Origin of the sequence: Streptomyces cylindrosporus (assembly GCF_022698165.1) — a bacterium.
In the GTDB taxonomy this organism is placed as follows: domain Bacteria; phylum Actinomycetota; class Actinomycetes; order Streptomycetales; family Streptomycetaceae; genus Streptomyces; species Streptomyces cylindrosporus.
Genome location: NZ_JALDAY010000013.1, coordinates 142740 through 155444 on the forward strand (window position 1 = coordinate 142740; position 12705 = coordinate 155444).

The 12705-nt window shown below is 70.4% G+C and carries 12 protein-coding genes; 4 read left to right on the forward strand and 8 right to left on the reverse strand.

Annotated elements, in window-relative coordinates:
• Nucleotides 1–6: 6 nt before the first annotated feature.
• The 4 genes from MQP27_RS37600 (at nt 7) to MQP27_RS37615 (ending at nt 3818) form a co-directional block, all read left to right on the forward strand.
• On the forward strand, nt 7–879 hold the full coding sequence (locus MQP27_RS37600) for a methylenetetrahydrofolate reductase (RefSeq protein WP_242773778.1): 873 nt from the start codon (nt 7–9) through the stop codon (nt 877–879).
• Nucleotides 876–1781 carry a formyltetrahydrofolate deformylase gene (purU, locus tag MQP27_RS37605; protein ID WP_242773779.1) on the forward strand — a complete coding sequence of 302 codons (906 nt, stop codon included), beginning with the start codon at nt 876–878 and terminating at the stop codon, nt 1779–1781. The genes MQP27_RS37600 and purU overlap by 4 nt, the downstream gene beginning before the upstream one ends.
• Before the next feature lie 31 nt (nt 1782–1812).
• Nucleotides 1813–2676: a bifunctional 5,10-methylenetetrahydrofolate dehydrogenase/5,10-methenyltetrahydrofolate cyclohydrolase gene (locus MQP27_RS37610; RefSeq protein ID WP_242773780.1), complete on the forward strand. Its 864-nt coding sequence runs from the start codon at nt 1813–1815 to the stop codon at nt 2674–2676.
• A gap of 80 nt (nt 2677–2756) precedes the next feature.
• Nucleotides 2757–3818 (forward strand): ABC transporter substrate-binding protein, encoded by a 1062-nt coding sequence (locus tag MQP27_RS37615; protein WP_242773781.1) that lies wholly within the window; start codon nt 2757–2759, stop codon nt 3816–3818.
• A 250-nt stretch (nt 3819–4068) separates the two neighbouring features.
• On the opposite strand, the gene MQP27_RS37620 is transcribed toward MQP27_RS37615, so the two are convergent.
• From MQP27_RS37620 to MQP27_RS37655, 8 genes are all read right to left on the reverse strand, one after another.
• Nucleotides 4069–5340 (reverse strand): MFS transporter, encoded by a 1272-nt coding sequence (locus MQP27_RS37620; RefSeq protein ID WP_242773782.1) that lies wholly within the window; start codon nt 5338–5340, stop codon nt 4069–4071.
• 79 nt (nt 5341–5419) lie between these two features.
• Nucleotides 5420–6283, reverse strand: coding sequence for an ABC transporter permease (locus MQP27_RS37625; protein ID WP_242773783.1), 864 nt, complete (start codon nt 6281–6283; stop codon nt 5420–5422).
• A 43-nt stretch (nt 6284–6326) separates the two neighbouring features.
• Entirely contained in the window at nt 6327–7421 is a 1095-nt protein-coding gene (locus tag MQP27_RS37630) for an ABC transporter substrate-binding protein (RefSeq protein ID WP_242773784.1), read from the reverse strand.
• 13 nt (nt 7422–7434) lie between these two features.
• The gene (locus MQP27_RS37635) at nt 7435–9027 is read right to left on the reverse strand and encodes a carboxylesterase/lipase family protein (RefSeq protein ID WP_242773785.1); all 1593 of its coding nucleotides are present in this window, start codon (nt 9025–9027) and stop codon (nt 7435–7437) included.
• A gap of 49 nt (nt 9028–9076) precedes the next feature.
• Nucleotides 9077–9781, reverse strand: coding sequence for a GntR family transcriptional regulator (locus MQP27_RS37640; RefSeq protein ID WP_242773787.1), 705 nt, complete (start codon nt 9779–9781; stop codon nt 9077–9079).
• Between the two features lie 44 nt (nt 9782–9825).
• Nucleotides 9826–10680, reverse strand: a complete 855-nt coding sequence (locus MQP27_RS37645; RefSeq protein ID WP_242773789.1) for an amidohydrolase family protein — start codon at nt 10678–10680, stop codon at nt 9826–9828.
• A 44-nt stretch (nt 10681–10724) separates the two neighbouring features.
• Complete coding sequence (locus MQP27_RS37650) at nt 10725–11711, reverse strand: ABC transporter substrate-binding protein (RefSeq protein ID WP_242773791.1); 987 nt, start codon at nt 11709–11711, stop codon at nt 10725–10727.
• A 53-nt stretch (nt 11712–11764) separates the two neighbouring features.
• Nucleotides 11765–12643: a substrate-binding domain-containing protein gene (locus MQP27_RS37655; protein WP_242773794.1), complete on the reverse strand. Its 879-nt coding sequence runs from the start codon at nt 12641–12643 to the stop codon at nt 11765–11767.
• Nucleotides 12644–12705: the final 62 nt, after the last annotated feature.

A 12705-nucleotide genomic window follows, 5' to 3' on the forward strand; every position in this document is an offset into this window, starting at 1 on the left:
AGCATCATGGGTTTCGGCAGCACGACATCCACGGCGGTGAGCACGGCACTGCTGGAGGACTTCTCCCTGGAGATGACCGGCAAGGACGTCGGCAAGCTGGAGGGGGCCCGCGACTCCATCCCCCGAGGGACGCGTATCAACGTCACCTTCCTCGGCAACGAGGACCTGGAGATGCGGCTGGCGGCGGCCAGAGCGGTCAAGCGGCTCGGCTTCGTCCCCGTGCCGCACATATCCGCCCGCCGGCTCGGCTCGCGCGACGACTTCGAGGGATTCCTGGCCGGGCTGCGCGCCGACGGCACCGCCGACAACGTCTTCCTGGTCGGCGGCGACCCGTCGGTGCCCGAAGGGCCCTACGCCGACTCCCTGTCCCTGCTCCGCACGGGCCTGCTTCCGGAGTACGGCGTCCGGCACGTCGGTATCACCGGATACCCGGAGGGCCATCCCGCGATCGATGCCGGCGCGCTGTGGTCCGCGCTGTCCGACAAGCACAGAGCCCTGTCGGAGCAGCCGCTTCAGGGCGGCATCATCACGCAGTTCGGGTTCGGCGTCGACCCGGTGCTCGCCTGGGTGGAGGAGGTGCGGGACCGCGGGATCGGGCTTCCGATCCGGATCGGCGTACCCGGGCCCGCCGGAGTGCGCCGACTGATGTCCTATGCGGCCCGGTTCGGCGTCGGCACCAGCGCCTCGGTCGTCAGGAAGTACGGGTTCTCGATCACCAACCTGATGGGCACGGCGGGGCCGGACCGCTTCCTGCGCGACCTCGCGGCCGCCTACGACCCCGCTCGGCACGGGGAGTTGAAGATCCACTTCTATACGTTCGGCGGGCTGCGGGCTACTTGCGAGTGGGCCGCCCGTTTCCGGAAGGAAAGCCTGGCATGACCCTCACGCAGGAGGCCCCGGCCCGGATCGCCGCGAAGAAGGCCGCCGCGCAGCAGGCGTCGCTCATCGTGCAGGGTGCCGACGCGACGGGGATCGTCGCGGCCGTGACGTCGGTGCTCAGCGGCCATGGCGCGAACATCGTTTCCCTGGACCAGTATTCCGACAATCCGCAGGGCGGTGCGTTCTTCCAGCGCACCGTCTTCGGCCTCGACAGCCTCCAGGCCCAGCTGCCCGCGCTGCGGGCCGATCTGGACAAGGAGCTGGTCGACGGGTTCGGGCTGCGCTACACCCTGCGGGACCTGTCGGTGCCCAAGCGGGTGGCGATCTTCGCGTCCAAGTCCGACCACTGCCTGCTCGACCTGCTGTGGCGCCATCGCCAGGGCCAGCTCCCGGTCACCGTGTCGATGGTGATCTCCAACCATCCCGATGTGGCCGAGGAGGTCCGCTCGTTCGGCATCCCCTTCTTCCACGTCCCGTGCCAGGGCGCGGACAAGTCCGCCGCGGAGGCGGAGCAGCTGCGGCTGCTGAAGGGCAACGTCGACTTCGTCGTGCTGGCCCGTTACATGCAGATTCTCTCCGGCGCCTTCATCGAGGACGTCGGCGTGCCGATCATCAACATCCACCACTCCTTCCTGCCCGCCTTCATCGGCGCCGGCCCCTACGCCAAGGCCAAGGAGCGGGGCGTGAAGCTGGTCGGGGCGACCGCGCACTACGTCACCCAGGACCTCGACGAGGGGCCGATCATCGAGCAGGACGTGGTCCGTGTCACGCACGCCCACACCGCCGCCGACCTGACCCGCCGCGGCGCGGACGTGGAACGCGCGGTGCTCTCCCGTGCGGTGTTGTGGCATGCCGAGGACCGGGTCATCCGCGACGGCAACCACACCATCGTCTTCGCCTGACGGGGCCGGCCCCGAGAAACGGTTCGCCACCATGACAACCACCATCGACGGCGCCCGGATCGCCCGGCGCATCCGTCAGCAGGTCGCCGCGGAGGTCGCCGCCGCTGCGCTCTCGGGGACGGTCCCCGGGCTGGCCACCATCCTGGTCGGCGACGACCCGGCCAGTGCCGTGTACGTCGCCGCCAAGCGTCGGGCCATCACAGAGGCCGGCATGCGTGACTTCCACCGCCATCTGCCCCACCACGCCACCCACGACGACGTGGCCGCGGTGATCGACGCCCTCGCCGCCGACCCGGAGGTCTCCGGCATCCTGCTCCAACTCCCGCTGCCCGTACAGCTGGACGCGGCCACGCTCATCGACCGCATCCCCGTCACCAAGGATGTCGACGGACTCACCACCACCAGCCTCGGCCTGCTGGCCCGCGGCGAACAAGGGCTGCGCCCCTGCACGCCCAGTGGCATCATCGCGCTGCTCGACGCCGAGGGCATCGCCCTCAAGGGCGCCCACGTCGCCGTGGTCGGCTGGGGTGAGCTGGTCGGCAGACCCCTCACTCACCTCCTGCTCAGCCGCGGGGCGACCGTGTCCGTCGCCCACGAACACACCACCGACCTCGCGGCGGTGACCCGGCCGGCCGACATCGTCGTGGTCGCCACCGGCGTACCCGGACTCATCGGACCCGAGCACGTCAGGCACGGCGCCACGGTCATCGACGTCGGCATCCACCGCACCTCCGCCGGCCTTCGTGGTGACGCGCGCACGGGCGAACTCATCGATGTCGCCGGGAGGATCACCCCCGTCCCGGGCGGTGTGGGTCCCATGACCATCGCGATTCTCCTGGCCAACACCTTGTACGCGGCCGAACGCGGCACGCGACCGTACACCGTCCCGGTCTGACCGATCGCCGCACGAGATCGCCGCAGGCCCTGTTCTCCGAGGTTCAGCCACAACCAGCAGACACGGTCAAAGGAGACCCGATGAAGACCCGCACTCCGTACGCCCGCGCCCCACGTAGGTCCCGCGCGCCCCATGCCTCCCGGGCCCTCGCAGTGGCGGCCGTGGTTCTCGGCTCGACCCTGCTGGCTTCGTGTGACGGCAATGGCTCCGGTTCAGGCTCCAGCGACACGGTCACCGTGGGCCTCGGCGGCAACATCTTCGACGTACCGATACGTCTCGCCGACAAGGGGGGCTACTTCGCCAAGCAGGGTCTCAAGGTCAAGTACGCGACGGTGACCGCCTCGACCGGCACTTCGGCACTGCAGTCGGGCTCCGTGCAGTTCCTCAACGACAGCCCCACGAGCTTCCTGTCCGCTCTTGCCCAGGGACTCCCGCAGACCGTGATCTCCAGCGACGCCGGCGGCAACCCGCTGGGTCTGGTCGTCACCACCGAGTTCGCCAAGAAGCACGACCTGACCGCCGACACCCCGGCCGCACAGGTCGCCAAGGCGCTGGTCGGCTCCACCGGCGGTGCCAGTTCCACCAACACCAAGGCCCAGACGGCTGTCTTCCTCAAGTCATACGGCGTCGGGCCGGACCAGGTGAAGTGGGTCTCGCTGCCTAGTCCGGCGGCCGACAAGGCCGCTTTGAAGAACCACCAGATCGACTGGTTCACCACCTCCGAGCCCACCCCGCTGCAGGTCCAGCAGTCCGGGGACGGCGTGGTGGTCGCCGACGCGACCAAGGTCCCGGCGTGGTCCAGCGCGAAGGTCGGCTACACACAGTTCATAGCGGCGAGCAACAGCTATCTGAGACAGCACGCTGCCGTCGCCCGGAAGTTCGTCACCGCGGTGCAGCAGGCCACGGCGTACATGAATGCACACCCCGGCTCCTCCACCGTGCAGAGTGCGGCGCGGCAGGCGCTTCCGGGGGTGCCCGCGGACGTGGTCAAGGCGAGTATGACGCTGATCGACTGGCCGACCAGCGGCGCGATGAGTGCCTCGGGATGGAACACGACCCTGGCGTTCATCAATTCGCTGGACGTGTTGCCCCGGAAGGCCGAGGTGACCTCCGGCGACTGGACCAACAAGTACCTGCCGTAGAGCGAGGCGGGCGCTGACGTGCGACTGGGACCGGCGTTCGCCGCGAGCCCGTCCTCCTCGGTGGCCGTCTCGCCGGCCGCGACGGGTCGACCGCCGCTTCGTCGCAGACCAGCGGGCTGACAGCGGGGCTCGGCGCGGCCCGCCAGCCGCCGCGGACCACACCGAGGCCTGCCACGCCGCGTTCGCCTACCAGCACCGTCAGGCAGTCCTATCCACTGGCCGGTCACCATCGGCACCAACCCGCAGCGTTTCACCGTCGGTTCACGGGTCTGACTCGGGGCATCGCCAGGACGACGACGCCGATGCCCGACGCTGCGAGCCCGCCGACGAGGAGGGCGCTGCGGGCTCCCCAGGTCGCGCCGATGGCTCCCACGGCGGGGGCGCCGACGACCGTGCCGCCCAGCCAGCCGATCGACCAGATCGACAGCACCCGTCCCCGCATCTGCGGTGCCGCTGTGAGCTGCATCAGCGTCTTGGCCGAGGAATTGAACGTGATGGAGGCCGAGCCGACGCACAGCAGGGCGGCCAGCGTCACCGCAAGGGTCGGCGCCAGGGCGGCGGCACAGATCAGCGTTCCCCAGATGACCGCCGACACCGCCAGGGAGCGTGTGCCGAGCCGACGGCGGCGTACCGCGACGAAGCCGCCCAGAACCGCGCCGGCGCTCATCACGGCCATGGCGGCACCGTAGCCGCTGGGGCCGGCGTGGAAGGCCGACGTGGTCAGCAGCGGCAGGCTGACGGGGAACTCCCAGGTGAAGACGCCGGTCACGTACACCATGACCATGGGGTACAGCAGTTCGGGGGTGCGGCAGACGTAGGCGACGGCGGCGCGGATCTGGCCCTGCGCACGCACCTCGCGCTGTGCCGGGAGCATCTCCGCCGTCCGCAGCATGTGCAGGCTGGCGATGACGGCCAGGAACGAGACGGTGTCCAGGGCGAAACAGGGGGTCACCCCGAGCGCCGCGATGACGAGGCCGGCCAGTCCCGGTCCGAGGAGCTTGGCGGTGTTGATGCACGTGGAGTTGACGGCGACCGCGTTGGCCAGGTGCTCGCGGTCGACGAGTTCGCTGATCAGGCTCTGCCGGGCGGGGTTGTCGAAGGCGTTGGTGAAGCCGATCGTCAGCATCAGCAGGACGAGCAGGGGCAGGGTCGTCAGGTGGGCCCAGGACAGGAGGGTGAGCACCGCGGCCTGCGCGGCGAAACAGATCTGGGTCACCGTCAGCAGTGTCCGGGTGTCGTGGCGGTCCACGACCAGCCCGCCCCAGACACCGAGCAGCAGGACCGGCAGGTAGCGGGCACCGGTCACGATGCCGAGGACCGTGCCGCTGTGCGTCAGCTGCAGGGTCAGCCAGCCCACGGCGATGTTCTGCATCCAGTTGCCGACCACGGAGATGGTCTGTCCGATCGCGAACAGCCGGTAGTTCCTGATCCGCAGCGAGGCGAAACCGCTGAGGTGCGCGGTACCTCCGTGCGGGGACGCGTGGCGTTTCGCGCGGAACGGCACACGTCGGCGGACTGTCATCGACGCACCCGCCTGCCTGCTGTGTGCTGGGGCGGGCGGGGGGCCGGACGCCGCGATCCGGCCCTAACCGCCGCCCGGCTCAGTTGCCCCTGCCCTTCGATCGCCGGTCTCCCAGGCCGAGTCGCTTCAGAGCCAGTGTGTCCAACCCGCTGAGGATCCCGTTGAGGATGAGCGTCATCACCACCAGGATGATCAGGCCCGCGAACTCGGTGGGTGCGTCGAGGTTGGTGGCCGCGGTGAACAGCTCGTGGCCGATGCCGTCGGTGGAGGCGATGAACTCACCGCCGATGACGCCGAGGATCGCCAGCGGCCCGCCCGTCTTGAGCGCCGCGAAGAAGGGCGCGGCCAGCGTGGGAAGGGTGACGTAACTGAGGACGTGGTGCCGGCGTCCGCCCATCACCTGGACGATCTCCACGAGTTCGCGTTCGCGCAGCCTGAGGCCCAGGTAGACGTTGTAGAAGACCACGAAGGCCACGCCCGTCGCCGCGATCGTGATCTTCGACATCGGGCCGATGCCGAAGAACAGCAGGAACAGCGGCGCGAGAGCGATCTTGGGTATGCCGTTGACGGCCGCGATCAGCGGCTCGAACACGCGCCCGGCGAGTGGCACCGAGCCCAGTACCAGGCCCATCACGGTCCCTATCGCCACGCCGATCCCGAACCCGGCCACGATCTCGAAGGCCGTGGTCTTTATGTCGGTCCAGCCGGTCGACGAGCCGAGCAGCTTCCACAGGGCGTGCGACACGTCGGTCGGCTTGCTGACGGCGTACTCGGGCAGCACGGGACCGCTCATGACCTGCCAGAGGACGAGGGTCAGGGCGATCACCGCGATGCGCAGGACCACCACCAGCGCGGTGCCCCGCCACGCACTGTTGCGGACGTTCCCGGTCCGGGTCGCCTTCACCTCGGTCTTGCTTTCTGCACTACGGGTAGCAGTCGCCATCGTCTGCTCCTTTCGGTTGGCCGGTGCGGCACGCCCGGCCGTCTCACGGCAGGTACTTGTTCGTCCAGTTGTCGGTGGTGACCTTGGCGTTTGCGGGAAGCGTCCCGAGGCTGTCGAGGAACGCCATGGTCTTCTTCCAGCCCGCGGTGTCCATCGAGCCGCTGGTGGGCCACTCGACCTGCTGGAGGCTGGCTTGCACGACACCGTCCGGCACGCCCTTGAGCGACTTCTGCGCCGCCTTCAGCACCGTCTGGTCGTCGCTGTCCTTGAGATGGGTGTTCATGTAGGCCGTGGCCTGCTGAACCGCGGTGGCGAACTTCTTGACCACGTCGGGGTGGGCGGTGGCGTAGCTCTTCTGCGTGACCACGAGCTGTCCGTAGCCGGCGTCTTCGGCTGCCCACTCGGGCACCTTGAGCGGATCGGCGACGACGACACCGTCCCCGTCGTTCTGGATCTGCAGCGGGATCGGCTCCGAGGTGACGAACCAGTCGATCTGGCCGCTGTTGATGGCGGCCTTGTCCGCGGCCGGGCTCGGCAGCGACACCCACTTCACCTTCTTGTCGGGGTCGACGCCGTACTTGTCGAGGAAGATGCCCGCCTCGGCCTTGGTGTTGGCCGAGCTGGAGCCGCCGATCGAACCCGACAGCGCCTTGGCCACCTGTGCGGCGGGACTCTTCGCGGTGAGCTTGTGGGCGTCGGCGAACTTCTTGCTGACGACGAGGCCGAGCGGGTTGCCCAGACCGTCGGTGGAGACCGCCAGCTGCGGAAGGCCCTTGGCGAGAGCTGACACGAAGGCGGTGGGGCTGCTGTCGTAGAACTGCACCGAACCCGACTGGAGCGCCGAGGGGCCGGTGGCCGCGGTCAGCGTCACGAACTTCATCTTCAGGCCCTGCTTGCGGAAGTATCCGTTGGCGTCGGCCACTTGCAGCGGGGTGTCGAAGATGCTGCCTCCGCCGCCGACGGTGACCTGGACGAGTCCGTCCGAGGTCGCGGTGGTGCCGGAGTTGTCGCCGCAGGCGGTGAGCAGCGCCGGGGCGAGCGCCGCGGCCGAGGCCAGGGCGAGAAGCCTGCGGCCGCCACCGGGTCGCGGCCGGAGTGCTCTGCGGGCGGCCGGCGTGGCCGGGTTGTCGTGCGTCATGTGCTGTCTCCTGTCACCAAGCTTGCTGAGTAAGGAAGAACCGTTTCCAGAAGTCGAGCCGGGGTGGCTCCGCCAGGGGCATCGGGCCGAAGGCGGCACCGAGCTCCATGACCGTCGGGGTGTCGGAGGACCACGCGGGCCAGTGCGGCAGCCCCGGTCCGTTGGGGTCGCCGGAGGTCGCGAAGTTGGCCCAGTAGCCGCTCATCGTCTCCGCGACGGCGTGGTCCTCGTCGGCCCACTCGGCGTGGTCGGGGTGGAGGTTGCCCCACACGAAGTCGATCTCGGAGCCGTGCGAGGCGCGGCGGGCGCCGTGCCCCGCGGGGGCGGCGTAGGTCCAGAAGTACGTGAACACCGGCCGGTCCGCCTGTGCGGCCCAGTCCCGCGCCCACAGCCAGGTGGAGATCCTGGCGTTGTCGCGCACCGCGGCACAGTGGGCGTGCGCCGCCTGGTCGTCGGTGCCGGCGGGGTAGAGCCGGAGGAACTCGTCGGCCAACGGCCCGAACTTGAGCCGGGAGGCGTCGACATAGTCCTTCAGCGTCAGATGGACCGGTGGCGCGCCCGGCCTCCATGCCCTTCTGCCGAGCGCCCGGTACTCGGCGAAGGCGCTCGCGGGCACCGCCCCGCTCTCGTCGAGGTTGTTCCCGGCCAGGTAGCACACGTCGTTCTGCAGCCCGTCGGCGTACGTCTTCGCGTAGCCGTTCGGCAGCACCCAGCCGTCGACGACCGGGCGGAACGAGGGCGGTTTCGCCGGGCCGCCCGTCTCCACGGCGCTGTCCACCGCGGAGGCGTCCCCCTCCACCAGCTTCTGCCAGGGCAGCGCCCTCAGCTGGTCGAGCGTGCGCGCCCCGCGCTCCGCGGCATACCGGGCGCCGGCGGCCTCGGCGTCGGCCAGGGGCCGGTAGGAGGTGCTGAGGTAGCGCAGGTCGGGGTCGCGGGAGTGGCGGGCGTGGCTCTGCGCGACGGCCCGGTGGAAAAGGCCCGCGGCCAGCGGGGACATGCTGAGGAAGTTCACCGACCCGGCGCCGGCCGACTGCCCGGCGATGGTGACCCGGTCGGGGTCGCCGCCGAAGTGGACGATGTTGCGCTGGACCCACCGCAGTACCGCGATCTGGTCGAGGAGTCCGTAGTTGCCGGAGGCGTGGTGCGGGGACTCCGCGCTGAGCTCGGGTGTGGCCAGGAAACCGAAAGCGCCCAGGCGGTAGTTGAAGGTGACCACCACGAGCCCCTTGCGGGCCAGGGCCTCCCCGTCGTAGCGGCGGCCGGCCCCCGTGCCGACCCGGAAGCCGCCGCCGTGGATCCAGACGAGCACCGGACGCAGGTGCCCGTCCGAGGGGCGCGCCGCGGTCCAGACGTTGAGGCGCAGGCAGTCCTCGCTCATCGGCAGTTCGCTGCCGTGCAGTTCGGAGCCCGGCGCCTGCGGGCACATGGGGCCGAACCTGACGGCCTCGTGGACGCCGGTCCACGGCAGCGGCGGCTGCGGCGGCCGCCACCGGAGGTCGCCGAGGGGCGGAGCCGCGTAGGGGATGCCGCGGAAGACGGTGACCGACCGGTCCCGTCCCGGTATGCCACCGACCAGTCCCGCTTCGGTCTTCACTGGCTGGTGCATGCTCTCTCTTTCTGGTCGTCGCCGGAGTACGGAAGGCCGGACGGCACCGTCAGCCGTCCACTGCCGAGGTGGTGTGCACCTGTTGTGCCTGAAGCAGCAGCGCCCGGCGGGCGGAGGCGACGTGGTGGAACATGGCGGCGACGGCGGCCGGGGGATTGCGGGTGACGATGGCCAGGAGGATGGCCTGGTGCTCCTCCAGCGATCCGGTGCGCGGGTGCGGTGCGGACAGGTTGCGGTACTGGCGCATCACCAGCGGGTACAGCAGGGTGTCGTAGGCCCGCGCCAGGGTCTGCTGGTGCGCGGCTTCCTTCACCTGCTGGTGGAAGCGCCGGTTGCCCCGGGAGTAACCTGTCGCGTCCCCCCGGGACCTGCAGTCCTCCATCGCCGCCAGCGTGCTGCGCAGGGCGCGGATCTCGTCCTCGGTGGCCCGCTCCGCCGCCTTGCCCGCCAGAGCGGACTCCAGCGTCTCGCGGGCCTCCAGGATGTCCGCCGCCTCCTGGACGGAGAAGCTGCGGGTACGTACCCCGCGGTTGACCTCGCTGGTGACGTAGCCCTCCTGGATCAGCCGGACCAGGACCGCCCGCATGGTGCTGCGCGAGACGCTGAACATCCGGGTCAGGTCGGCCTCGGTGAGCCGGGTCCCCGGCTCGACGCTGCCGGACAGCAGCAGCGAGCGCAGCCCTTCGTAGGCCTGGCTCTCGCGGGTCAGCAGCGTTCGGCCCGCGTCGTCGTCGAAGCCGTTGGAATCCAGCATGATCACCCTGTAGGTCTCTTCGGAGAGGTCGGCTGCGGTCTGAGTCAGGCGCGCACGAGCTGCGGATACAGTCGCCGGGCGGTGCCCGCGAAGATCTCCTGGCGGTCCGACTCCGGCAGTCCGGCCAGGACGTCCTCGGCCAGGGTGCGGAGTTCGGGCAGGGACTGCTCGGCTGCCGGCAGGTTCGATCCCCAGGCGATGCGGCCCGCGCCGAACGCCTCGACGACCGGCCCGAGGAAGTCCTCCGCCCGCTCCCCGGCGTCCCGCAGCCGCTCCAGGTTGCGGTGGGTGAGCTTGAGATGCAGGCCCGGGTGTACGGCGAGTTCCGCCACCTCGGCGCCGGCCCGTGCGGGCGACGCGGCGATGTCGGGATAGCCGATGTGGTCGAGCAGCACCTTCACACCCGGGAACCGCTCCAGCAACTCCACCAGTTGCCTGGTGGCCGGTCCCAGGCGCATCTGGAGGCAGACCGGCAGATCCAGTTCGCCGGCCTGCTCCCAGAAGGGGAACGTCTCCGGGGCGACGAACCACTCGCCCTGTGTGGGGACGGTGCTGCCGCTGGTGAACAGGCGTACGCCGGCCAGCCCGCCGTCGCCGACCGCGGCCTTGAGCGAGGCGGCGGCGTCCGGTCGCAGCGGATCCACGGTGCCGACGGCGACGAACCGCTCGGGCCGGTGCCGGCTGCTGTCGAGGACGTAGGAGTTGTCGTAGCCGTAGTTCGTGGTGGCCTGCACCAGGACGGCCTGGGTTATGCCGGCGTCGCCCATGCGGCCGACCATGCCCTCGGCGGTCACGGGCCGGGTGGCGGCCCACTCGGACTGCTTCCCGCCGATCGGCGCCCTGGGGTAGCGGGCAAGGTCCTCGGAGATGATGTGGCAGTGTGCGTCGACGATGTCCACGTCGGATGCTCCCTGGTCTTCGGTGTGTGCTGTCCGGTTCCGGTTCAGGCGTCCGGGTAGTCGCCCGCCGCGAACAGCGAGGGCAGGTCGGCGGGGAACTGCGGGTCGAGCAGTCCCTGGTCCCTGGCGAAACGCACCATCGCGGCCAGGCTGGGTTCGTTGGCGTCGATGCCGTAGGGGACGGGGTCGCCGCCGATCTGCTGTCCCTGGCGGGCCAGTCGGGGCACCGCCGACCACGCGGGCTGTTCGGCGAGGTGGCGGCGCTTGCTGTCGGCGAACGCCGCGTACAGCCTGGTCGGCAGGCCGGGGTCGCGTTCGACGAGTTCGGAGCGCAGGGCGACCAGTGAGTGCAGCGGATAGACGCCGGTGCGCAGGTAGTGGTCGACGGCGAGGGTCGTGGCCTCGGGGAAGAGCGGATACGGGCGGTCGTCGTCGCCGTCGGCCTCCGGTTCGGCCGTCGCGGTCCAGCCGGCCCGGGGCGCGCCCGCCCGTCCGGTCCCGGCGTTGCCGGTGAGCGCGGCGTCGATCTCCCCGGCGCGCAGCAGCTCCCCGAGCGAGCGGCCGTCGGAGACCCGTTCGACGTTGGCGGGGATGCGGCCCTCGACGTGGTCGTCGTCATCGACCACCCAGGTGATCTTGTCGATGTCGACGCCGTACTCCTCGCGCAGCACACCGCGTACCCATACGCCGGTGCTGACCGAGTAGGCGCGCACGCCGACGCGGCGTCCCTCCAGGTCCCGCGGCACCCGGATGCCGGAGTCGGCGGCGCACTGCATGTCGCCGTGGTGGAAGCGCCGGTTGAGGAAGACCGGGATCGCGGTCAGCGCGATGCCCGCCTGCCGGGCCATCAGGTAGGAGACCGGGGCCAGTTCGCAGACGTCGAACTCCAGGTCCCGGATCATCCTGCGGTAGGCGCCGATGACCGGGGTGACCTCCACCGGTTCGACCAGGTACCCGTCGACGGCCGTGTCGCCGTCCAGCAGTTGCCGGGCGTGCGGGTAGTCGCCGAGCACCACGGTGAGCTTGTCCATTCCTTGTCCTCTTGCTCGTGTGTCGTGTGGGGAGCCGTTTTGTGCCGCGGTCGTCAGCCGCCGAGCCGGGACGGCGTTACGCCGAGTGCCGCGCAGGTCCGCTCGACGAGTTCGTCGTAGTCCACCGCCCGCGGGATCACCTCCTGCTCCAGCGCGTAGTCGGCGGCCTTGGTGAACGCGCCGCGCAGGCCTTCGAAGCCCGTGGGATGCAGAGGGAACGGGCCGCCTTCCTCCTTGGCGGTGAGCACCGCGCGCATCGCGTCGTACGCGGCGAGGACGGCGGCGCCGTGCTCCGCCGCGGCTGCCTTGGAGACGCCGACGACGTGGTTGACCGGGATGAACCCCTGGTCCCTGGACCACTGTTCGGCGACCTCGTGGGCGTTGTCGATGGCGGTGCGGACCCGGTCGTCGGCGGGCAGTTCGTTGCCCATGATCCCGAAGTCGACCTTGCCGGCCAGGAAGTCCGCCGGCAGCTTGGTGCCCTCCGGCGCCCGCTTCACCCAGGCCGGGTCCTCGGCACCGTCCACGTGGTGGCCCTCGTACGTCGTCCAGTCCACCTTGCGCAGGTCGACGCCGTACTGCTCGGTGAGGAAGCCGCGCATCCACACGCCGGTGGTCTGGCTCCAGGCGCGCACTCCTACGCTGTGTCCCTCGACGTCGGCGACCGACAGCCGGCCAAGGGTCACCAGGGTCTGGTGCTGATGGCGCCCGAGGGTCGTGACGGGCAGCAGCAGCACCGGTTTGCCGTGGGCGACGGCCTGCAGCACGGTCACGATCGCCAGCTCGCACAGGTCGACGTCCGAGGCGTTCACGAAGCCGCGGGACGCCTTGTGCACCGGCTTGATGCCGACCCGCTCCGGCTCCGCGCCCGCTTCCCGGGCCGCCGACAGCGCGGCCGCCGCGAGATCGTCACGGCCGAGCACCAGCTTCATGTCTCTTTCTCCTCTTACGTGGGGGACCGCATGGGTTACGTGGGGGATCGCGTGGGGGACCG

What these genes read in the sequence shown, in the direction of transcription:
- MQP27_RS37640 (WP_242773787.1), bottom strand. Translation starts at nt 9,781, where the DNA reads ATGCTGGATTCCAACGGCTTCGACGACGACGCGGGCCGAACGCTGCTG.
- MQP27_RS37615 (WP_242773781.1), top strand. Translation starts at nt 2,757, where the DNA reads ATGAAGACCCGCACTCCGTACGCCCGCGCCCCACGTAGGTCCCGCGCG.
- purU (WP_242773779.1), top strand. Translation starts at nt 876, where the DNA reads ATGACCCTCACGCAGGAGGCCCCGGCCCGGATCGCCGCGAAGAAGGCC.
- MQP27_RS37630 (WP_242773784.1), bottom strand. Translation starts at nt 7,421, where the DNA reads ATGACGCACGACAACCCGGCCACGCCGGCCGCCCGCAGAGCACTCCGG.
- MQP27_RS37625 (WP_242773783.1), bottom strand. Translation starts at nt 6,283, where the DNA reads ATGGCGACTGCTACCCGTAGTGCAGAAAGCAAGACCGAGGTGAAGGCG.
- MQP27_RS37610 (WP_242773780.1), top strand. Translation starts at nt 1,813, where the DNA reads ATGACAACCACCATCGACGGCGCCCGGATCGCCCGGCGCATCCGTCAG.
- MQP27_RS37635 (WP_242773785.1), bottom strand. Translation starts at nt 9,027, where the DNA reads ATGCACCAGCCAGTGAAGACCGAAGCGGGACTGGTCGGTGGCATACCG.
- MQP27_RS37650 (WP_242773791.1), bottom strand. Translation starts at nt 11,711, where the DNA reads ATGGACAAGCTCACCGTGGTGCTCGGCGACTACCCGCACGCCCGGCAA.
- MQP27_RS37600 (WP_242773778.1), top strand. Translation starts at nt 7, where the DNA reads ATGGGTTTCGGCAGCACGACATCCACGGCGGTGAGCACGGCACTGCTG.
- MQP27_RS37655 (WP_242773794.1), bottom strand. Translation starts at nt 12,643, where the DNA reads ATGAAGCTGGTGCTCGGCCGTGACGATCTCGCGGCGGCCGCGCTGTCG.
- MQP27_RS37620 (WP_242773782.1), bottom strand. Translation starts at nt 5,340, where the DNA reads ATGACAGTCCGCCGACGTGTGCCGTTCCGCGCGAAACGCCACGCGTCC.